Annotated in this window: 19 protein-coding genes and 1 pseudogene; 12 read left to right on the forward strand and 8 right to left on the reverse strand. The window is 63.0% G+C overall.

Annotated features, from left to right (window positions below; translation table 11 throughout):
* The first annotated feature begins 40 nt into the window (after positions 1 to 40).
* Positions 41 to 268: a hypothetical protein gene (locus tag FJ938_RS02630; protein ID WP_140606675.1), complete on the forward strand. Its 228-nt coding sequence runs from the start codon at positions 41 to 43 to the stop codon at positions 266 to 268.
* Positions 269 to 308: 40 nt separating this feature from the next.
* Here the strand turns inward: FJ938_RS02630 and FJ938_RS02635 are convergent, their stop codons facing one another.
* The 5 genes from FJ938_RS02635 to FJ938_RS02655 all read right to left on the reverse strand — a co-directional run bounded on the left by FJ938_RS02635 (position 309) and on the right by FJ938_RS02655 (position 4,721).
* Positions 309 to 944: a macro domain-containing protein gene (locus tag FJ938_RS02635; protein WP_140690841.1), complete on the reverse strand. Its 636-nt coding sequence runs from the start codon at positions 942 to 944 to the stop codon at positions 309 to 311.
* A gap of 404 nt (positions 945 to 1,348) precedes the next feature.
* Complete coding sequence (locus FJ938_RS02640; protein WP_140606674.1) at positions 1,349 to 2,107, reverse strand: M48 family metallopeptidase; 759 nt, start codon at positions 2,105 to 2,107, stop codon at positions 1,349 to 1,351.
* 98 nt (positions 2,108 to 2,205) lie between these two features.
* On the reverse strand, positions 2,206 to 2,688 hold the full coding sequence (locus FJ938_RS02645) for a DUF2852 domain-containing protein (RefSeq protein WP_140606673.1): 483 nt from the start codon (positions 2,686 to 2,688) through the stop codon (positions 2,206 to 2,208).
* Between the two features lie 90 nt (positions 2,689 to 2,778).
* On the reverse strand, positions 2,779 to 3,948 hold the full coding sequence (locus tag FJ938_RS02650; RefSeq protein ID WP_140691034.1) for a benzoate/H(+) symporter BenE family transporter: 1,170 nt from the start codon (positions 3,946 to 3,948) through the stop codon (positions 2,779 to 2,781).
* A 2-nt stretch (positions 3,949 to 3,950) separates the two neighbouring features.
* Positions 3,951 to 4,721 (reverse strand): alpha/beta hydrolase, encoded by a 771-nt coding sequence (locus FJ938_RS02655; protein ID WP_140606672.1) that lies wholly within the window; start codon positions 4,719 to 4,721, stop codon positions 3,951 to 3,953.
* A gap of 234 nt (positions 4,722 to 4,955) precedes the next feature.
* Between FJ938_RS02655 and infC the strand changes: the two genes are divergently transcribed.
* The 11 genes and pseudogenes from infC (at position 4,956) to FJ938_RS02715 (ending at position 16,094) form a co-directional block, all read left to right on the forward strand.
* Positions 4,956 to 5,492 (forward strand): translation initiation factor IF-3, encoded by a 537-nt coding sequence (infC, locus tag FJ938_RS02660; protein ID WP_140606671.1) that lies wholly within the window; start codon positions 4,956 to 4,958, stop codon positions 5,490 to 5,492.
* A 296-nt stretch (positions 5,493 to 5,788) separates the two neighbouring features.
* Positions 5,789 to 6,415, forward strand: a complete 627-nt coding sequence (locus tag FJ938_RS02665) for an isoprenylcysteine carboxylmethyltransferase family protein (RefSeq protein WP_140606670.1) — start codon at positions 5,789 to 5,791, stop codon at positions 6,413 to 6,415.
* Positions 6,416 to 6,879: 464 nt separating this feature from the next.
* Positions 6,880 to 7,083: a 50S ribosomal protein L35 gene (gene rpmI / locus FJ938_RS02675; protein ID WP_006201248.1), complete on the forward strand. Its 204-nt coding sequence runs from the start codon at positions 6,880 to 6,882 to the stop codon at positions 7,081 to 7,083.
* A gap of 93 nt (positions 7,084 to 7,176) precedes the next feature.
* Positions 7,177 to 7,578, forward strand: coding sequence for a 50S ribosomal protein L20 (gene rplT, locus FJ938_RS02680; RefSeq protein WP_006201247.1), 402 nt, complete (start codon positions 7,177 to 7,179; stop codon positions 7,576 to 7,578).
* A 125-nt stretch (positions 7,579 to 7,703) separates the two neighbouring features.
* The gene (gene pheS, locus FJ938_RS02685) at positions 7,704 to 8,807 is read left to right on the forward strand and encodes a phenylalanine--tRNA ligase subunit alpha (RefSeq protein WP_181168987.1); all 1,104 of its coding nucleotides are present in this window, start codon (positions 7,704 to 7,706) and stop codon (positions 8,805 to 8,807) included.
* Positions 8,808 to 8,850: 43 nt separating this feature from the next.
* The gene (gene pheT / locus FJ938_RS02690; RefSeq protein ID WP_140690843.1) at positions 8,851 to 11,259 is read left to right on the forward strand and encodes a phenylalanine--tRNA ligase subunit beta; all 2,409 of its coding nucleotides are present in this window, start codon (positions 8,851 to 8,853) and stop codon (positions 11,257 to 11,259) included.
* Between the two features lie 38 nt (positions 11,260 to 11,297).
* Positions 11,298 to 11,899, forward strand: a pseudogene (locus FJ938_RS02695) (nucleotidyltransferase family protein).
* Between the two features lie 83 nt (positions 11,900 to 11,982).
* Positions 11,983 to 12,555: a cytochrome b gene (locus FJ938_RS02700; protein WP_140606667.1), complete on the forward strand. Its 573-nt coding sequence runs from the start codon at positions 11,983 to 11,985 to the stop codon at positions 12,553 to 12,555.
* A gap of 68 nt (positions 12,556 to 12,623) precedes the next feature.
* Positions 12,624 to 13,199 carry a YceI family protein gene (locus FJ938_RS02705; protein WP_140606666.1) on the forward strand — a complete coding sequence of 192 codons (576 nt, stop codon included), beginning with the start codon at positions 12,624 to 12,626 and terminating at the stop codon, positions 13,197 to 13,199.
* A 167-nt stretch (positions 13,200 to 13,366) separates the two neighbouring features.
* Positions 13,367 to 14,353: a Gfo/Idh/MocA family oxidoreductase gene (locus tag FJ938_RS02710; RefSeq protein ID WP_140606665.1), complete on the forward strand. Its 987-nt coding sequence runs from the start codon at positions 13,367 to 13,369 to the stop codon at positions 14,351 to 14,353.
* An 82-nt stretch (positions 14,354 to 14,435) separates the two neighbouring features.
* A complete protein-coding gene (locus FJ938_RS02715) occupies positions 14,436 to 16,094 on the forward strand; it encodes an FAD-binding dehydrogenase (protein ID WP_140690846.1) in 1,659 nt (552 codons plus the stop codon).
* A 64-nt stretch (positions 16,095 to 16,158) separates the two neighbouring features.
* Here FJ938_RS02715 and FJ938_RS02720 read toward each other — a convergent pair whose 3' ends face one another.
* The 3 genes from FJ938_RS02720 to FJ938_RS02730 all read right to left on the reverse strand — a co-directional run bounded on the left by FJ938_RS02720 (position 16,159) and on the right by FJ938_RS02730 (position 20,163).
* Positions 16,159 to 17,100, reverse strand: coding sequence for an alpha/beta hydrolase (locus FJ938_RS02720; protein ID WP_140690849.1), 942 nt, complete (start codon positions 17,098 to 17,100; stop codon positions 16,159 to 16,161).
* 209 nt (positions 17,101 to 17,309) lie between these two features.
* Positions 17,310 to 18,092, reverse strand: a complete 783-nt coding sequence (locus FJ938_RS02725; RefSeq protein ID WP_140690852.1) for a carnitinyl-CoA dehydratase — start codon at positions 18,090 to 18,092, stop codon at positions 17,310 to 17,312.
* Positions 18,085 to 20,163, reverse strand: coding sequence for an acetate--CoA ligase family protein (locus FJ938_RS02730; protein ID WP_140690855.1), 2,079 nt, complete (start codon positions 20,161 to 20,163; stop codon positions 18,085 to 18,087). Before FJ938_RS02730 ends, FJ938_RS02725 begins: the two co-directional genes overlap by 8 nt.
* Between the last annotated feature and the right edge of the window lies 1 nt (position 20,164).

Here is a 20,164-nt window from a genome sequence, read left to right on the forward strand (position 1 = left end):
GGGCACGTTGATGAACAGCATGCCGGGCGGGAGAACAACCATGAGCGATACAACCGACCCAACCGTTGCCGAACTGAAGCAGAAGATCGCGCAAGCGCGTGAGGTCATTGCCCACCTGATGGACAAGGCCGCCTTCAACGGCGCCGAAGCACACCGCGCGCTGGAGTATTTCGGCAGCGACGCCTTCGACCGCAATTTCCTGCCCTGGCCGCATCATGGAAATGAGGGGCTGAGGCCGGAGGAGCTCAATGCGGCGAATGACGATTGAGGCCGTCCATATCGGTGTGGGTAAGCTTGCGAAACTCGAACTACTGCAATCCGCGGGGCCGATCCGTGTAAAGAAGCTGGTGTTCCTCACTAGCCTCGGCCCAACTGGAGGGCAAAACGATTGATTCTTGCCGCGCCTGGTCGAATGCTGCCCGCATCTGCCTGGCACACCGCGCGGCGGGAACGCGGCCAACGCCGGTTCCCATCCCGGGGAAGGCAATCGTCCGGACATGCTCCCGCACCTTCGCCCCGGAAAGGGCCTCGGTATGGAACGTCCCATGCCGGACCAGTAGCAAGGTCGCCCGGGTGGCGAGGAACGGGTTGACGGTGTTTTGATCGAGCACCATCGGCACCCGCATGGTCGGTGCTGCGATTAGATAGGGATGGTTGTGATTTCCCGTCGAGACGATTTCCGCGGCTCCAACCAGGAGCTCCCCATAGTGATGGTCGACAATGACTCGGCGCAGTCGAAGCTGGAGATCCCAGCCAAAAACGCGAGAGTACTGAGCATCAATGCCACCATCCATAAAGCCGTAGCTGTTGGCTGGGCTGACAAGCGCGTCCGCCTCAACGTCGAAAATAGACCCCCTATGAATTTGCACATTGGCTACGCCACGAAATTCCTTCGCCCAGGCGTCAGCTAGGTTCGGTTCCATCGCCGTCAGGATCAATTTCAAAACAATCCTCCCTTCATGAGCGAGCGCCAACTTTCCTTATGCGGATCGATCCCGTAGGTTAGCTAGCCGCAGGCGCAGGCAAACTTCATGTCACGAAAATCAAGTCGCGCATTGCCTCCGCCAAATTATTGTCCCCGAAACCCTCGTCAAACTCTATGTAAAACGGCCTAAATTCCGGCGCTGGCTGCGGCAATGGAAGATCGAGTTAATCGAAAGGCCAACACGGAGTGGTTTGAGCTCTTTCCTGGAACCGGGTGCGCTCCGTTTCCTGCACCGCTGGAGCATAAGCATCAGCGTCGCGGCATGGATCCTAGGGTCTGCGCCGCGTCGCTTCGCTCCTTGCTTCGCCCTAGGATGACGAAATTGAGATGGGTTCGCCAATCCCGAACGCTTGCGCTAGCGCCCTATTCGAACACGATCGCCTGCAGGGCGCCGCCATTGCGCTTCAGCCAATCCTTGCAACGGTCAGTATCGGGGCAAAGTTTTTCGCAAAGTTTCCAGAATTTCGGGCCGTGGTTCATCTCTTTCAGATGCGCCACCTCGTGCGCGACGAGGTAGTTTATGACTGGTGGCGGCGCCATCATGATACGCCAGGAGAAGGACAGATTGCCTTCCGAGGTGCAGGAACCCCAGCGGCTTGACGTATCCTTGTAGCGGATCGCCTTGGCGCGCTTGCCAAGCGCCTCGGTGTGCCTGACCACTAGCTTTTCGATCTCCTTCTTGGCCTCGCGCTTCAAGAAATCGGCGATACGGCGCGGGAGGTGCACACGCTCGCCATGCACGATCAGCAGCGGGCCGCGCTCGTCGCGCGACACGGTGACGGTGCCGCGCTTTGACGGTTCATGGACGATGCGGTGCGGCACGCCCCGAACTGGGATCTTGATGCCGGGCCGTACCTGAGGCCGCGTCGGCACCTTGGCCAGCCGCTGCTCCAGCCAGTCCTGATGGCGGTCGAGGAACCGCTCCACCTCGCCACGGCGCAAGCCAGGCGGAACGGTGATGCGCAGGCCCTGGCCACCGGAATCGATGCGCAGCGTCAGACGTCGCGCCCTGGCACTCTCGACGATCTTGAGCGGCAATGTGCGGCCGGCGACGCAATATTCACGCTCGACGACGGGCGTCGGCTTGGGCTTTGTCAGATTGCGAAAGAATCCGAGGGTCATGGCGGGACGATACGCGATTCGGGAAAAACGAATAGAACAAAAAAGAAACGGCGCCGCTTGCGCGACGCCGTCATCATACCTCAGCCTGTCGCGCGGCTTCAGTCGTCGAGCAGGTTCGAGCCCTTGCCACGCTTGGCGGTCGACGTTCCGGCGCTCGGGTCGGCCTTGGTCGGAGCAGTCGACTTGTTGCGGTTCGCCATGAAGCGATCGAACTCGTCCTGATCCTTGGCACGACGCAATTCGCGGGCATAATCGTCGAATTCGGTCAGCATGTCGTCGAGCTTGCGGCGTTCCTCGGCGAGGCGCTCAAGCTCCTTTTCGCGCCAGTCGTCGAAGGCGACATTGCCGGTGCGGGCGGAGCCATTGCCCCAGCGCGCGGCCTTGTCGGAGCCGCGGCGGCAACCGGCGAAGATGCCGTCGGTCGCGCGGTTGACGTCACGCTTGAAGCCTTCAAGCCGGTCGCCCCAGATGATGTAGGCGAGCATGGCGAAGCCGAGCGGCCAGAACACCATGAAGCCGATCACCATCAACGCGATGGTTGCCGGCGTCCAGGCCGGGCGGATCAATGCAGATGTGTTCATTTTCTCCCATTCCTTCGGTTGGAGACAGCCAGGACCGGCTGCGTGGAATCGAAATGGGAAGGCAAAAACAGCGATTCAAGACAATGTCCGCTAAAACCGGACAAACTTCTGAAATGATTGTCGCTTTTTGAGCATATCGAGGAAAAGCACGGTCAGCCCCGCGATCAGCCCCCAGAAAGCAGCACCTACGCCAAACAATGTCAGCCCGGAAGCGGTGACGGCAAAGGTGACGGTGGCGGCCATGCGCTCGCCCTCATCCTTGAGCGCGATCGCCAGCGCGTTGGCGAGCGAGGCCATCAGCGCGAGACCCGCCACCAACACGATCAGGCTTTGCGGCAGGACGGCGAAGATCGCCACCAGCGACGCGCCAAAAATCGCGAAGATGAGATAGGCAAGCGCGTAGAACGGGCCGGTCTTCCAGCGCTCAGCGGGGTCGGGATGGACATCCGGCCCGGTGCAGATCGCCGCCGAGATCGCGGCCAGATTGGTGGTCGAACCGCCGAACGGCGCCGACAGAAGCGAAAACAGACCGGTGACGCCGATCAGCGGACCGGGTTCGGGATGGTAGCCGGCGGCGCGCAGCACGGCGAGACCCGACAGGTTCTGCGAGGCCATGGTGACAAGGTAGAGCGGCAGTGCCAGACCTATCATCGCCTTGACGGTGAAATCAGGCGCGATCAGCGTCAGTGTGGACAGCTCTGGGGTGGGCAGGCCGCCGACACGGCCAGTGAGAAAAGCACCTAGTCCGCCGCCGATCAGCACCGCCAGAACCGACAGCGCCGGGTTGAACAGGCGGATGATGAAAAAGGCCGCGATCAACGGCAGGATCAGCCACGGATCCACCGGAATAGTCTTGACCGCGTTGAGGGCGAAGGTGACGACGATGCCGGCCAACATTCCGGAAGCGACCGAGGGCGGTATCCTGGAGATCAGCTGCGTCAACGGCCGGAACAGGCCGGTGGCGATCAACAGGATGCCGGCGACGATGAAGGCGGCGACGGCCTCGCCGATCGAAAAGCCGCTCGATGCCGCCATTAGCGCCAGGCCTGGCGTCGACCAGGCGGTGATCACAGGCATTTTCGTGCGCCACGACAGCCACAGGCTTTCGATCGCCATGGCGAGGCAAATGGTCGTCACCCAGCTCGCCGTCTGAACCTGCGTCGCGCCGACCGCCTTGGCGGCGGCAATGACGATGGCCAGTGTGCCGCCGAAGCCGACGATTGCCGCGACCAAGGCGGAGACCGGGATGGAAAGGCGCATCGTCATTTGCCTCGTCCGGCTATGTCACCCACCGCCCGGACCAGCATGTCGAGGTCCTGCGGCCGCGACAGGCGGTGGTCGCCGTCGGGAATGAGCGACAGCGTGACATCGTCGGCCGGCAGCAGCCCGACCAGTTTCAGCGCATGGCTCGACGGTACGTCGGGATCGGCAAGGCCCTGCAAGATATGGACCGGGCAATGCGTGTCGATCGGCCCGGTCATGACCCGGTTGTCGCGCCCGTCCTCGATCAGAGCCCTGGTGTAGATGTAGGGCTCGGTGGAGTAGTCGGACGGCTCGGCGAAGAAACCTTTTTCGGCGAGGTCGCGTTTTTGGACCTCGGTCAGCACCGGCTCGACCAGCTCACTGGTAAAATCCGGCGCCGGCGCCAAAAGCACCAAGCCGACGATATTTGTGTCCCCGGCCTTGCGCAGTTCCTGCACCATGCGCAGCGCGATCCAGGCGCCCATCGACGAGCCGACCAGGATCTGATTGCTTTTGGTGAAATGCCGAAATACGGCAAGGCTTTGCGACAGCCATTTCGAAATCGTGCCGTCGGCAAAGGCGCCGCCGGATTCGCCATGGCCCGAATAATCGTGGCGCAAAAACGCACGGCCTTCCCTCGCCGCCCAGCCGGCCAGCGTCTCGGCTTTCGTGCCCAGCATGTCGGACTTGTAGCCGCCGAGCCAGACAATGCCGGGTGTGGCGCCGGATGTATGGCGGACCGCGATGCGCGATCCATCGACGTCCAGAAAAGTGGGGGCGGTGGCGGTCATGGGTTATCGATCGGTCCTGGTTGACTGACCCGGCGTCTGGGCTCCGGTCTTTTGGCACAGCCACAGGTGAGGCGGAAAGTGCTCGCGATGCTTCTTTGCTTGGTACAGGCTCTTGATCAGGTGATTTCCTGAGAACGCTGTGCTATTGACTCCGCCCGCGCGCTTCCCACATTGGCGCGTTCACAATACAGATTTGTACGAACCCTGAACGAAACGGCCAAGGAGACCACGACCATTCGCAGACCTTTCAAAGCAGCGGCGCCCACCAAGGATGGCCCGCGCTCCAACCGTGACATCCGGGTTCCCCGGGTCCAGCTTATCGACGCCGAAGGCCAGAACCGTGGCGACGTTTCCATCAACGACGCATTGCTGCTCGCCGAAGAGGCAGGGCTCGATCTCGTCGAAATATCGCCCAACGCACAGCCGCCCGTCGTCAAGATTCTCGATCTCGGCAAATTGAAATACGCCAACCAGAAGAAGGCGGCCGAGGCGCGCAAGAATCAGAAGGTCATCGAGATCAAGGAGATCAAGATGCGCCCGAACATCGACAGCCATGACTACGAGACCAAGATGAAGGCGGTGCGCCGCTTCTTCGAGGAAGGCGACAAGGTCAAGCTGACGCTGCGCTTCCGTGGCCGCGAGATGGCGCATATGGAACTCGGCATGCAGCTTCTGAACAAGGTGCGCGAGGAAGTCGCTGCTATCGCCAAGGTCGAGGCGGAACCGAAGCTTGAAGGCCGCCAGATGATGATGGTGCTGGCGCCACGCTAAGCAGGCTCCGCTCGCTTCGCCGGACGTCGTCTGCTCAGGTTTCTTTGGTTGTCGCAGGTCCTCATCGCACCGTGCGACACTTTGCGGAACCCGGCTCAGATCACGTTAAGGTTAGGCGTGGCCGTCGCGCTCCAAATTCGCCTGAATTGTGCTACAGGCGTCCCGACGATCGGCGGGACGCCTGTTTCTTGGCCACAGCCGCGATCGCCGGCTTTGTTTTTATGCCTGTCGTTCTCCCAAAAGCCAGGTCATTTTGGGCGGCAGGCGATAGGCTCCTCGACGATCGGATACCTCCCTTGGACAATGAACCGAAATACGGGCTGGGCAACTACCAGCAGATGCGCAGGCTGGTGCTTGCCGTGCTGGTGGTGGTGCTGTTTCTTGCGCTGCTGTTTGGTCAGTCGACCTTCCCGCCCGACACGCCGGTGCATGAATCGATCGAAATGTTCGGCGTGCTGCTGATTTTCCTCGGCATTGTCGGGCGCCTTTGGGCGACGCTCTATATAGGCGGGCGCAAATCTTCCGAGGTGGTGACCGGCGGGCCCTACTCGATCACCCGCAATCCACTCTATGTGTTCTCGACCGTGGCTGCGGCCGGCGTCGGCGCGCAGATCGGCTCGTTCTCCGGCGTCATCCTGTTCGCGGTTCTGTGCGCGGGTGTCTTCCACATCGTCATCCTGCGCGAGGAGAAATTCCTCAAGGAAGCACTTGGAGCGCCCTACCAGGCCTATCTGGAAAAGGTGCCACGCTTCTTCCCGAACCTTTCCCTCTATCAGGAGGGCGATACCGGCAGCTTCAAGCCGCGCCTGCTGCTGACCACGCTGCTCGATGGGCTGGTGTTTCTGATTGCCTTGCCAGCCTTCGAACTGATCGACGGCGCCCAGCAGTCGGGCATGCTGCCGGTGTGGTTCACTCTTCCCTGATTTCTAGGGCATTTCGGTCTCAATCGTGGTCGGCAAGCAGAATTGTCACGACCCGGGACTACTATCGCCGAAGCTGACGCTGCCCCTCATTGCCCTGCCGGGCATTTCTCCCCGTATAGTGACGGGGAGAAAGAGCAGTTGTGGCGTCGCGCTTATTCCGCAGCGTAGAAGATTAGCGAAAACATCGGCGAGGGCGCCCCCTCTCCCCGTCACTATACGGGAGAGGACGCCGGCAGGCAGGTGAGGGGCAGCGCCAGCGCTCGGAAGGGATCCAAACTGAAGCGATAGCTTTGGCGAGTGAATGTGTCGGGTGTTGCGCACGGGCCTTCTTTGACGTATAGGACCGCCGTTCAAGAAAACCGCCCGGCAGGGCATGCCGTGGCGGTTTCATTTGCTTTTCGGGCTTTGGTCGGCCCGGAGCGAACAAGAAGCGCGATAGTGCGCCAACAATACGGAGTAGCAAAATGCCCAAGATGAAGACCAAATCGGCCGCCAAAAAGCGGTTCAAGATCACAGGTACGGGTAAAGTCCTGTCGGCTGCGGCCGGCAAGCGTCACGGCATGATCAAGCGTTCCAACAAGTTCATTCGAAATGCCCGCGGCACGATGGTTCTGGCTGAACCGGATGGCAAGAAGGTCATCAAGAATTTTCTGCCGAACGGCCTCTAAGGCATTCGGTCTGGACACGCATTTGTTTGACGCAATTCCGAACGGAAAACCGCAACACACTTTTCCTGGAATTGCTTTTAAGGAGATCATGACATGGCACGCGTAAAGAGAGGCGTCACCTCGCACGCCAAGCACAAGAAGGTCCTGAAAGCCGCCAAGGGTTTCTACGGCCGCCGCAAGAACACCATCCGCATTGCCAAGCAGGCGGTGGAAAAGTCGCTGCAGTACGCCTACCGCGACCGCAAGAACCGCAAGCGCTCGTTCCGCGCGCTGTGGATCCAGCGCATCAACGCGGCGACCCATGAGCACGGCCTGACCTATGGCCGCTTCATCGACGGTCTCAACAAGGCCGGCATCGAGATCGATCGCAAGATCCTGTCGGACATGGCCATCCACGAGCCGCAGGCGTTCGCGGCCCTGGTCGCCAAGGCCAAGGTCGCGCTCGAATATCTGAAGAACACCACGCCGAACGCTTTTGAAAGCGCTGTCGCTTAAGATCAGCGCTTCCCAAGCACTTTCGACACTTGGTTTGGGGAACCCGCGCTGGCACGGCTGGCGCGGGTTTTTCTTTGGATCGCGACGTAAGTCAGTATTTACTTATCTTTCAATTGGTAATCCCGATGAACACCACACTGAACGATCGCACTATCGACGCTCTCGAAGGCACGTTGATGGCCGACATTGCGGCCTCAGCAGACGAGCAAGCAATTGAAGCCGTCCGTGTCGCGGCGTTGGGCAAGAAGGGCTCGGTCTCGGAATTGTTGAAGTCATTGGGCGGAATGTCGCAGGAGCAGCGGCAAATTTTCGGACCTGAGATCAATGGCCTGAAAAACCGTATCACCGAGGCGCTGACCGCACGCAAGGCCGAGTTGAAGGATGCGGCGATCGCCGCCCGCCTCGCCGCCGAAAAGGTCGACGTGACGCTGCCGGTGCGGCAGTCGCCGGCCGAGCGCGGCCGCATCCATCCGATCAGCCAGGTCATCGACGAGATCGCGGCGATCTTCGGCGATCTCGGCTTCGCCATCGCCGAAGGTCCCGATATCGAGACCGACTACTACAATTTCACCGCGCTGAATTTCCCCGAAGGCCATCCGGCGCGCGAGATGCACGACACCTTCTTCTTCCAGCCGGACGAGAAGGGCGAGCGCAAGCTTTTGCGCACGCACACCTCGCCCGTGCAGATCCGCACCATGGAGCGGCAGAAGCCGCCGATCCGCATCGTCATTCCGGGCAAGACCTATCGCCAGGATTCCGATGCCACCCACTCGCCGATGTTCCATCAGGTCGAGGGGCTGGTGATCGACAGATCAGCCAACGTCGCCAACATGAAGTGGGTGCTGGAGGAGTTCTGCAAGGCCTTCTTCGAGGTACCGAGCGTGAAGATGCGTTTCCGGCCGTCCTTCTTCCCGTTCACCGAACCAAGCCTCGAGGTCGACATCCAGTGCGACCGCTCGCGGCCCGGCGAAGTGCGCTTCGGCGAAGGCTCCGACTGGATGGAGATCCTGGGCTGCGGCATGGTGCACCCCAACGTGCTGCGCGCCGGCGGGCTCGATCCGGACGAGTATCAGGGCTTTGCCTGGGGCATGGGCATCGACCGCATCGCCATGCTGAAATACGGCATGCCGGACCTGCGCGCCTTCTTCGACGCCGATGTGCGCTGGCTATCGCATTATGGCTTCCGGCCGCTCGACATGCCGACGCTGTTCGGGGGCCTGAGCCCGTGACGAGCCAAGAAATCCCTGCTGCCAAAGCTTACGGAACAGTACAATGAAATTCACCCTCTCCTGGCTCAAGGATCACCTCGAGACCGACGCCTCGCTCAATGAGATCGTCGAGCGGCTGACGTCGATCGGCCTCGAAGTCGAGCATGTCGACGACAAATCCAGCCTGAAGCCATTCGTCATCGCCAGGGTGTTGAGCGCGGTGCAGCATCCCGACGCCGACCGGCTGCGGGTGCTGACCGTCGATACGGGCGACGGCAAGGCCCCTGTCCAAGTGGTCTGTGGCGCGCCCAATGCGCGCGCGGGCCTGATCGGCGCCTTCGCCGCGCCCGGCACCTATGTGCCCGGCATCGACGTGACGCTGACCGTCGGCAAGATCAGAGGCGTCGAAAGCCATGGCATGATGTGTTCCGAACGCGAGCTGGAACTGTCCGACGAGCACAACGGCATCATCGACCTGCCCGGGGATGCGCCGGTCGGCACCAGCTTCGCCGCCTATGCGCATCTCGACGATCCGGTCATCGAGATCAATCTGACGCCGAACCGGCCGGACGCCACCAGCGTCTACGGAATCGCGCGCGATCTCGCCGCGAGCGGGCTCGGACGGCTCGTGGGTGGCGCGATCATGCCGCATGTCGGCGAGGGCCTGTGCCCGGTGAAGGTGACGATCGAGGCGCCGGAACTCTGCCCCGGCTTCGCACTGACGATGGTGAGGGGCGTCAAGAACGGCCCGTCGCCGAAATGGCTGCAGCAGCGCCTGATCGCCATTGGCCTCCGACCGATCAGCGCGCTGGTCGATATCACCAACTATGTCACTTTCGACCGCGGCCGGCCGCTGCATGTGTTCGACGCGGCGAAGGTGGCTGGCAATCTCGTCGTGCGCCGGGCGAAGGACGGCGAAAAGGTGCTGGCGCTGGACGGCCGCGAATACACGCTGACGCCGGAGATGTGCGTGATCGCCGACGACAATGGCGTCGAATCGATCGCCGGCATCATGGGCGGCGAGCATTCCGGCTGCGACGAGAACACCACCGACGTGCTGATCGAGTCCGCGCTCTGGGACCCGATCGCCACCGCCCGCACCGGCCGCACGCTCGGCATCATCTCCGACGCCCGCTACCGCTTCGAGCGCGGCGTCGATCCCGAATTCATGGTGCCTGGCATCGAGCTGGCGACCAGGCTGGTGCTCGATTTCTGTGGCGGCACGCCGACGGAAATGGAAGTGGCCGGCTATGCCGGGCACAAGCCGAAGATCCTGTCGTTCCCGCTGTCGGAAGTGAAGCGCCTGACGGGCATCGAGGTGCCGAAGGCGGAAAGCCTCGACATCCTGACCCGCCTTGGTTTCCAGCCGCAGGGCTCGGGCGACGTCGTCAAGGTCAAGGTGCCGTCATGGCGGCCGGATGTCGACGGCAAGGCCGACCTTGTCGAGGAAGTGATGCGCATCCACGGTGTCGACAACATCGCGCCGCAGCCGCTCGGCGCGCATGACGCGGTCAACGCAAAGATCCTGACCATGCTGCAGGTTCGCACCCGCACCGCCAAGCGGGCGCTTGCCGTGCGCGGCATGATGGAGGCCGTCACCTGGTCGTTCATTCCGGCCAAGCATGCCGAGCTGTTCGGCGGCGGCCAGACGGCGCTGAAACTCGCCAACCCGATCGCCGCCGACATGTCCGACATGCGGCCATCGCTGCTGCCGGGGCTGATTACGGCCGCACAGCGCAATGCCGACAGGGGTATTGGCGACGTCGCGTTGTTCGAGGTGTCGGGCACCTATAAGGGCGACGGCGCCGAACAGCAGCGGCGCGTGGCCGCCGGCGTGCGGCGCGGCACCGCCAAGCTCGACGGCTCGGGCCGCAACTGGGCCGGCAATTCCGGCCCGGTCGGCGTGTTCGACGCCAAGGCCGATGCGATCGCGGCACTCGAAGCCTGCGGTGCGCCGATCGAGCGGCTGCAGATCGAGCCCGGCGGTCCGGCCTGGTACCATCCCGGCCGCTCCGGCACGATCAAGCTCGGACCGAAGACCGTGCTCGGCACGTTCGGCGAGTTCCATCCCAAGACGATGGAAGGTCTGGATGTCTCCGGGCCGCTCTGCGGCTTCGAAGTGTTCGTCGACGCCGTTCCCGAGCCCAAGGCCAAGCCGACGAAGACCAAGCCGAAGCTCGAGCTTTCCGCCTTCCAGACGGTGAAGCGCGACTTCGCCTTCGTCGTCGACAGAGGAGTAGAGGCCGGCACGCTGGTGCGCGCGGCACTCGCCGCCGACAAGAAGCTGATCTCAGGTGTCTCGGTATTCGACATCTTCGAGGGCGCGTCGCTCGGCGAGGGCAAGAAGTCGATTGCCATCGAGGTGTCGATCCAGCCGGTCGAAAAGACGCTGACCGACGAGGATTTCGAGACGCTGGCCAAGCGCATCGTCGAGAATGTCGGCAAGCAGACGGGCGGCGTGCTGCGGGGGTGAGACTTGCGGGCAGATGGCGAATCGCCCTCCAAAGGGCGATGGACCATCTGCGCTATTCCGGGCTGCCGTTCGAGAAACAACGCACGGCTTTTTTCGCCATCATAGCGGCTGATCCGCTGCTGGCCAAAACGCTGGCGCAGTGTGCACGCTTGTGCTGCCGGACTGGCTGGTGGTTTCTGGGGCGCTTTACAACAGCGTCTGGAACCATCTGACCGGCATGCCGTCCGGCTACGGGATAAGGGATGTCGACCTGTTCTATTTCGAAGACAGCGACCTGTCCTACGAAGCCGAGGACGCGGTCATTCGCCGAGCGGCACGGCATTTCGAAGGGCTGGCGCTGCCGGTGGAGGTGCGCAATCAGGCGCGGGTGCATCTGTGGTATCCGCAGAAATTCGGCCAGCTTTGCCCGCGCTACACGAGCTCAAGTGAATCGGTCAGCTACTTCGCCTCGAAGACGCATGCGGTGGGTGTGCGCTTTGATGCGGACGGGCAACTCGATCTCGTGGCGCCATTCGGTCTCGACGACATCTTCTCGTTCCGCATCACACCGAACAAGGTGATGGACAACCAGCGAACGCATGAGGCTAAGGGCAAACGGGCGCGGGAGATGTGGCCGGAGATTGAGGTGGTGCCGTGGTGACCACCCTTCCCCCTTGTAGGCCCCTTGTGGGGACGGTGAAGGGCGGGCTGGAAGAAACGCACACTGCTATTCGTTTATGTCCCATGCAGTTTTCAATCACCAACAGCGCGACCCGATATGGCTGGACAACGATCATCCTCCACTGGCTGATCGGGATCATCTTCATCGGCCAGTTCGTGCTCGGCTTCGTGATGGTGAGGACCCAGAGCCAGCGAACGGCCTTCGAACTCATCCAGTTGCACAAATCCCTGGGCTTCCTGCTGCTGGGCCTCGTCATCCTGCGCATCGGCTGGCGGCTCGGCAATGCGGCACCGCCCTTGCCGCCTTCGGTCGGCGCCCTGGAGCGGCGCACGGCGCCGCTCGCGCATTTCGCGCTCTATGCCTTCCAGATCGCCTTGCCCCTGTCGGGCTGGGCGCTGGTTTCGGTCTCGACGCTGGAAATCCCGACCATGCCGTTCAACCTGTTCGTGATGCCCGATCTGCCTTTGGCGGAGTCCGACGCTGCGGAGAGCTTCTGGGCGGCAACGCACTGGTATCTCGCTTATGCCGGCATCGCGCTGGTGGCACTGCATGTCGCCGCCGCCCTGCGCCACCACTTCCTGCTGCGCGACAGTGTGCTCACGCGCATGATCACACCTTCGTCAGGCAGGGAATAGTACGGGCGGTTCGCGCGTTTGTGGGGTGAGGACGCGAAACGCGTAACCTCCAGGAAAGGAACAATCCCATGCATGCGCGCATCCTTGGATTCGCGGCTTTTGCCGCATGCCTAGCCGTGCCCGCCACTGCCGCGGTGGCGCTGAGCGACGCCGCGGGCAGCTACACGATCGTTCCGGCAGGCTCCAGCATCCGCTTCACCATAGGCAAGGCCGGTGGCGGCGGCTTCGATGGCGCCTTCGCCCGCTTCAAAGGCACGATCCGCATCGACAATGGTGACGTCGGGCGCTCGAAAGTCGACCTCATCATCTATCCGGAAAGCGTCGGCACCGGCCAGGGCCGCATCGATGCCTTCCTGCGCTCCGACGCGGTGTTCGATGCGGCCAACAGCCCGGAGATCCAGTTCCACTCGACCAGCGTGACCCGCACCGGCGACACATCAGCCCTTGTCACAGGCAGGCTGACGGCGCGCGGCAAGACGTTTCCGGAAAAGTTCACCGCCGAACTCGATGGGTTGAAGGCCGGTACGATAAAATTCCATGTCACCGGCAAGGTGCTGAGGTCGCGCTACGGCATGGATGTCGGCACGCCGCTCTACTCCAACGTCGTCGATTTCAACATGACGCTGACGGGCAAGAGAGGCTAGTTCCAAGCCCGCCTGCTTGGGTTCATCATCCTAGGGCGAAGCAAGGAGCGAAGCGACGCGGCGCAGACCCGAGGATGACGAAGGCGCTTTGTGACCCGCGTCTGCGATTGGCTTTTCTCCGGAATTGGGGCACACCTCCGTCGATGTAACCGATAGGGAGAAGCGCGATGTTCCGATGGGGTGTGTTGTCGACGGCCAAGATCGGCCGCGAGCAGTTGTTGCCGGCAATCGTCGAGGCGGAGAATGGCGTGTTGTCGGCGATTGCGAGCCGCGACCTGTCAAGGGCCAAGGCATTGGGCGAGCGTTTCGGCGCGCGGCATGCGTTTGGCTCTTATGAGGAACTGCTCGCCTCCAATGAGGTCGACGGCGTCTACATCCCGCTGCCGACATCGCAGCATGTCGAATGGACGGCCAAGGCCATCGAAGCCGGCAAGCATGTGCTGGTCGAAAAGCCGCTGGCACTCGACGCCAAGGACATCCTGCCGCTGATCAAGCTGCGCGACCAGAAGAAGGTGCTGGTCTGCGAGGCCTTCATGGTCATCTACCATCCGCAGTGGATCAAGGTTCGCGATCTCATCGCCGGCGGTGCCATCGGCCGGCTGCGCCACGTGCAGGGCGCGTTTTCCTATTACAATGTCGACCCCAACAACATGCGCAACCAGCTCGATCTCGGCGGCGGCGCGCTGCCCGATATCGGCGTCTATCCGACGGTGTCGACGCGCTTCTCAACCGGCAAGGAGCCGCTGCGCGTGCAGGCGACGATCGAACGCGACAAAAAATTCGGCACCGACATCTATTCCTCGATCCGTGCCGATTTCGGTGACTTCGAACTGTCCTTCTATCTGTCGACGCAGATGGCTGCGCGCCAGGTGATGGTATTTCACGGCGAGAAAGGCTTCATCGAAGTGTTTTCCCCGTTCAACGCCGGGCTCTACGACCATCACCGCGTCGAGCTGCACAACCAGAACCACACCGAGGCACAGGTGTTCCGCTTCCCCGGCACGCAGCAGTACAGGCTGGAGGTCGAGACCTTCGCGCGCGCAGCGCTTGGCGGCAAGGAGCGTGTCTTCACGCTGGAGGAATCGGTGCTCAACCAGAAGGTCATCGACGCCATCTTCCGCGCCGGCGGCAAGGATGGCTGGGAGACCGTCTGACTCTTTGTTCGACGCAATTCCGGACGGAAAACCGCTTATACTTTTCCTGGAATTGCGTTAGCCGGCTAATTCTGGAGGGAAAATGGCTGACGACGCGGACGTGATCATTGTCGGCGCCGGCCTTGCCGGGCTGGTTGCCGCCGCCGAGCTTGCCGAGGCCGGCAAGAAAGTCATCATCGTCGACCAGGAGCCGGAGCAGTCGCTGGGCGGGCAGGCATTCTGGTCTTTCGGCGGGCTTTTCCTGGTCGACTCGCCCGAACAGCGGCGCATGCGCATCCGTGATTCCCATGACCTCGCGCTCGAGGACTGGATGGGCACCGCCGCTTTCGACCGGCCGGAAGATTTCTGGCCGCGCAAATGGGCCGAGGCGTATATCGGCTTCGCTGCTGGTGAAAAGCGCTCCTGGCTGATTGAGCGCGGTCTGAAGTTTTTTCCCGTGGTTGGCTGGGCCGAACGCGGCGGCGGCAATGCCATCGGCCACGGCAATTCCGTGCCGCGCTTTCACATCACCTGGGGCACCGGCCCCGGCGTGCTCGAACCGTTCGTACAGCGCGTGCGCGAGGCGCAGAAGCGTGGATTGATCAGCCTCAAGTTCCGTCACCGGGTCAACGAACTGACCCGCACCGGCGCGGTTGTCGACGGCGTGCGCGGCGACATCCTCGAGCCGAGCACCGTCGAGCGCGGCCACAAGAGTTCGCGCGAAATATCAGGCGATTTCGAGCTTCACGCGCAAGCGGTGATCGTCGCTTCCGGCGGCATCGGCGGTAACCATCAGCTGGTGCGGGAAAACTGGCCGCAGCGGCTGGGCTCGGCGCCGAAGCGCATGATCACCGGCGTGCCCGACCATGTCGATGGCCGCATGCTGGCGATCACGGAACAGGCGGGCGGCTCGATCATCAACGGCGACCGCATGTGGCACTATGTCGAGGGCATCAGGAATTGGGCGCCGATCTGGACCGATCATGCGATCCGCATCCTGCCCGGCCCGTCCTCGCTGTGGCTCGATGCGCGCGGCAAGCGCCTGCCGGTGCCGCTCTATCCCGGCTTCGATACGCTGGGCACGCTCAGCCACATCATGAGCACCGGCTTCGACTATTCCTGGTTCATACTGACCAGGAAGATCATCCAGAAGGAGTTCGCGCTGTCGGGTTCCGAACAGAACCCGGACCTGACCGGAAAAAGTTGGCGCCAGGTGCTTGGCCGCGCGACCTCAGGCATTCCGGGGCCGGTGAAAGCCTTCATGGAGAAGGGCGAGGATTTCATCGTCGAAGCCGACCTTTCGAAACTGGTGGCGCGCATGAATGTGCTGGCCGGCGGCGAGCCGCTGCTGGACGCCGCGCAAGTCGAGCGCGAGATCCGTGCCCGCGACCGGCAACTCGACAACCCGTTCTCCAAGGATATGCAGGTCACCGCGCTGCGCGCCGCCCGCGCCTATCTCGGCGACCGGCTGATCCGCACGGCCAAGCCGCACAAGATGCTCGACCCTGCGAATGGCCCGCTGATCGCGGTGCGTCTCAATATCCTGACCCGTAAGACGCTTGGCGGCCTGCAGACCGATCTCGACAGCCGGGTGCTTGGCGCCGACGGCCAGCCAGTTGCGGGACTTTATGCCGTGGGCGAGGCCGCCGGCTTCGGCGGCGGCGGCATGCATGGCTATGCGGCGCTCGAAGGCACATTTCTCGGCGGCTGCATCTTTTCCGGCCGCAGTGCTGGCCGGGCGGCGGGACGTTCGGTGGCATAGGGCGGGGCGATGGCGGCCTGGCGCATATGTCCTGCCGGACAATGCCTCGGCGGACGAAAATCGCTCACCAGGGCCAGGCACCCTCCCCGAGGGCAGCTGCCGCGTCGACAATGCGGGTGAAGCTGGCGCGGGCGCGCCCCACCGTGTGCCGGGCTCTGAGATAGCCGTGTACCAGACCCTTTTCCTCGATCCAGACGGCCCGTCCGCCTGCTGCGATGACCCGGTCGCGATAGGCCTCGCCGTCCGACGACAGCGGGTCGCACTCAGCGGTAATCAGCACCGTCGGCGGCAGGTTGGCGAAGTCGGCGTCTGCCAGCGGCGACAGCGTTATGTCGCCGGTCTGGTCCCCGCCGCCGGTGCGGATATGCTTGTAGAATTCGAGATCGCGCATGGTCAGCATCGGCGCTTCTGCGTGCGTGACATAGGAACCGTGCGAGCGGTCGCCGCCGAGCCCGGGATAGATCAGCACCTGGCCGACCGGCCTTTTCGCGTGGCCGCGCGTGGCATGGCTGACCGCGGCACAGAGATTGCCACCGGCGCTGTCGCCGCAAAGCAGGATAGGACTGACATAGGTGGCGGCAGCCCATTCGAAGGCACTCATGGCGTCGTCGAAGGCAGCCGGATGCAGGTGCTCCGGCGCCAGCCGGTAATCGACGGAGACAACCTCGTAGCCGGTGCGGGCGCAAAGCTCGGCGCAGACATCGTCATGGCTGTCCAGCCCGCCGAGGATGAAGCCGCCGCCATGGATGTAGAGCACCGTCGCTGTCTTCTGCGGGGCTCCATTGCGATAGATGCGGATCGAGATATTGTGCTCGGGCGTTGTAATGGCCAATGTTTCGGCCGTGACGCCCTCTGGATAGCCGGCAAAGAATTCCCGGCACATGCGATCATAGATCTCGCGCTGCTGCGCGATAGTGTAGTCGATCGTATCGGGCGGGTAGTAGGAATTGGTCCGCTCGATGAAGGCCCAGGTCTCGGCGTCGATGAGGGCTTTGTAATCGGTCATGTCAGCTCAACCGACTTCGAAGGTCGAGCCCAGACACCCGCCTCTGTCCTGCCGGACATCTCCCCCAGGGGGGAGATCAGATGACGCGACGGCTTTTGCCAGTTTTCTACGTTGCCGAAAGAGTGCTGAACCCGAAGCTGCCAATCTCCCCTCTTGAGGGGGAGATGCCCGGTAGGGCAGAGGGGGGGTGCGACCGGGCGCCATTTCAACTACCTCCCCTTCCACACCGGCTCCCGCTTCTCGGCAAATGCGCGGAAACCTTCCATATTGTCTTCCGAACCGTAAAGCGCGTCGACTGTCGCCAATTGCCGGCGCGTCACTTTGTTCATCGCGTCCTGGAAGGTCAGGGCTTCCGCCACCCGTGCCGTTTCCTTGATCGCGGCGAAGACCAGCGGCGGGCCGCTGGCCAGCAGCCGCGCGATCTCCCAGACGCGATCCTCGAGCTTCTCCTTGGGCAGCACCTCGTTGACCAGACCCCAGCGATGCGCCTCGGCGACATCCATCCAGCGACCGGTGAGCAGCAGGTCCATGGCGACATGATAGGGGATGCGCTTCGGCAGCTTGATCGTCGCCGCGTCGGCCAGCGTGCCGGCACGGATCTCGGGCAGCGCGAAAGACGAATAGTCGGAGGCATAGATGAGGTCGCAGGACAGCGCCAGTTCGAAGCCGCCGCCCACCGCCATGCCGTTGACGCAGGCGATGACCGGCTTGTTGAGGTCGCGCAATTCCTGCAAGCCGGCAAAGCCGCCGACGCCATAATCGCCGTCGACCGCATCGCCGCCGGCAGCCGCCTTCAGATCCCAGCCGGCGCAAAAGAACTTGTCGCCGGCTGTCTTGACGATGGCGACGCGCAAGCTGGGATCGTCGCGGAACGCCTTGAAGGTCTCGCCCATCAGCCGCGAGGTTTTCAGGTCGATGGCGTTGGCCTTGGGCCGGTCAAGCGTGACCTCGAGGATCGAGCCTTCGCGGCGGGTCGAAATGACGTCAGACATTCCTGCTTTCTCCCAGTACCAGCAGCGCGTCGGCGATCCAGGTGCCCTTGCCTTCGACGCAGACGATCAGCGGGTTGATATCGAGTTCCTCGATCTCGCCGGCATTCTTCTGCACGAAGTCGGCGATACCCGCGATGGCATCGATGGCAGCCACGACATCGGCTTTCGGCCGGCCGCGATAGCCTTCGAGCAGCGGGAACAGTTTGAGGCCGCGCAACGCCGCCTCGATGTCGTCGCGGGTCGCGGGCAGCATCAGCGTGACGCTGTCACGCAACAGTTCGACCAGCACGCCGCCGGTGCCCAGCGTCATCACCGCGCCGAACATCGGATCACGGGTGAAGCCGACGATCAGTTCGGCGACGCCGTCGCGCACCATGCGTTCGACATAGAGGCCGGTGCCGAGCGGCAGCAGGTCGTGCGCCGCCGTGCTGACGGATTCGGCGTCCCTGAGGTTGAGGCGGACCGCACCCACTTCAGATTTGTGGGTGACGCCAAGCGCCTTCAGCGCCACGGGGAAGCCGAGCGCCATGGAGGAAATCACCGCCTCGACGGCATTGCCGGCGCGTTCGCCCTTGGGCACTGGAAGCCCGGCCCTGATCAGCCTCGCCTTCGCCTCGGCCTCGTCCGGCGTAACATGCTCGCCCTCGGAGGCGCCCGCCGCCGATGTGTCGACCGGCTGCGCCTGCGGCTCCCGCCATGCCCAGCCAATGAAGGCCGCCGCCTGAGCGGCATCCATGGCTTCGGAAATACCGAACAACGGCACCATGCCGCGCGCCATCAGCTCGGCGGTGTATTCCTCCGGCAGATTTTCCGGCAGCGAGGAAACGATCGCGCCATGCGCCTTGTTGGTCTTCAGCGCCGATTCGAAGGCGCGCAGCGTCGCCCACCAGTCCGTAACCGAGCAGCGGTCGGGGCGCGGGAAGTCCAGCACCAGCATGTTCAAGTCGAAACCGCCCGACACCATGGCGGTGAAGGTGGCGGTCATCGCCGGCTCGTTATTCCAGATGAAGGTGTGATAATCCAACGGATTGGCGACCGCGACCAACGGCCCGAGCGTCGATTTCACATGGGCCCGATGCTGCTCCGTCAGAACCGGAAAGTTGACCCAGCGCCCTTCGGCGCTGTCGGCCATGACCGACGCCTCGCCGCCCGAGCAGCTCATCGACGACAGACGATAACCGGGCAGCGGCCCGGTGATGTGCAGCAGCTTCAGCGCCTCGATGAAGGCGGGGATGGAATCGACGCGGGCGATGCCGAGGCGCTTCAGGAAGGCGCCGGATGCCGCATCCGAGCCGGCCAGCGACGCGGTGTGCGACACGGTTGCCTGCCGCGCCTGTTCGGAGCGGCCGACCTTCATGGCGATGATCGGTTTTTTCAATTCCCGCGCCCGGGCGGCCAGCTTCTCGAAGCCGGCTACCGAATCGAAAGCCTCGATGTGCAGGCCGAGCGAGGTGACGCGCTCGTCCTCGATCAGGCCGAGCGCCATTTCCGAAAGGCCTGTCTGCGCCTGGTTGCCGGCTGTCATCAGGAAAGCGATCGGCAGGCCGCGCTTCTGCATCGTCATGTTGATGGCGATGTTGGATGACTGGGTGATGATGGCGACGCCCTTGCCACCCTCGGCCAGCCTGATGCCGCCATGCTGGTCGGGCCACAGCAGTGCGCCGTCGGCATAATTAATCAGGCCATAGCAATTCGGGCCGATGATCGGCATGTGGCCTGCTGCGGCGACCAGTTCGGCCTGCAGCCGCTCGCCGTCCTCGTCATAGGCCTCGGTTTCGAGGAAGCCGGCGGCAAAGCAGACGGCGCCGCCAGCGCCGCGCTCGGCCAGTGCCTTGACCACCTCGATGGTCAGGTGCCGGTTGACGCCGACAAAGGCGGCGTCCGGCGCGCCGGGCAGGTCCGCCACCGAACGATATGCCTTGCGTCCGGCAACCTCGTCCTTGGTCGGGTGCACCGGCCAGATTTCGCCGGCAAAACCCATCTTGATCGATTGCGCCACGACGGCGGCGGCCTGCACGCCGCCGAACACGGCGATCGATCTTGGGCGCAGGAGACGTTCGAGTTTATGCATG

Origin of the sequence: Mesorhizobium sp. B2-4-14, from assembly GCF_006442155.1 — a bacterium.
In the GTDB taxonomy this organism is placed as follows: Bacteria; Pseudomonadota; Alphaproteobacteria; order Rhizobiales; family Rhizobiaceae; genus Mesorhizobium.

Coding starts and splice junctions, on each gene's coding strand:
- pheT (WP_140690843.1), top strand. CDS start 8,851: ATGAAATTCACCCTCTCCTGGCTCAAGGATCACCTCGAGACCGACGCC.
- FJ938_RS02720 (WP_140690849.1), bottom strand. CDS start 17,100: ATGACCGATTACAAAGCCCTCATCGACGCCGAGACCTGGGCCTTCATC.
- FJ938_RS02650 (WP_140691034.1), bottom strand. CDS start 3,948: ATGCGCCTTTCCATCCCGGTCTCCGCCTTGGTCGCGGCAATCGTCGGC.
- FJ938_RS02715 (WP_140690846.1), top strand. CDS start 14,436: ATGGCTGACGACGCGGACGTGATCATTGTCGGCGCCGGCCTTGCCGGG.
- FJ938_RS02710 (WP_140606665.1), top strand. CDS start 13,367: ATGTTCCGATGGGGTGTGTTGTCGACGGCCAAGATCGGCCGCGAGCAG.
- rpmI (WP_006201248.1), top strand. CDS start 6,880: ATGCCCAAGATGAAGACCAAATCGGCCGCCAAAAAGCGGTTCAAGATC.
- rplT (WP_006201247.1), top strand. CDS start 7,177: ATGGCACGCGTAAAGAGAGGCGTCACCTCGCACGCCAAGCACAAGAAG.
- FJ938_RS02640 (WP_140606674.1), bottom strand. CDS start 2,107: ATGACCCTCGGATTCTTTCGCAATCTGACAAAGCCCAAGCCGACGCCC.
- FJ938_RS02730 (WP_140690855.1), bottom strand. CDS start 20,163: ATGCATAAACTCGAACGTCTCCTGCGCCCAAGATCGATCGCCGTGTTC.
- FJ938_RS02645 (WP_140606673.1), bottom strand. CDS start 2,688: ATGAACACATCTGCATTGATCCGCCCGGCCTGGACGCCGGCAACCATC.
- pheS (WP_181168987.1), top strand. CDS start 7,704: ATGAACACCACACTGAACGATCGCACTATCGACGCTCTCGAAGGCACG.
- FJ938_RS02700 (WP_140606667.1), top strand. CDS start 11,983: ATGCAGTTTTCAATCACCAACAGCGCGACCCGATATGGCTGGACAACG.
- FJ938_RS02705 (WP_140606666.1), top strand. CDS start 12,624: ATGCATGCGCGCATCCTTGGATTCGCGGCTTTTGCCGCATGCCTAGCC.
- FJ938_RS02630 (WP_140606675.1), top strand. CDS start 41: ATGAGCGATACAACCGACCCAACCGTTGCCGAACTGAAGCAGAAGATC.
- FJ938_RS02655 (WP_140606672.1), bottom strand. CDS start 4,721: ATGACCGCCACCGCCCCCACTTTTCTGGACGTCGATGGATCGCGCATC.
- FJ938_RS02725 (WP_140690852.1), bottom strand. CDS start 18,092: ATGTCTGACGTCATTTCGACCCGCCGCGAAGGCTCGATCCTCGAGGTC.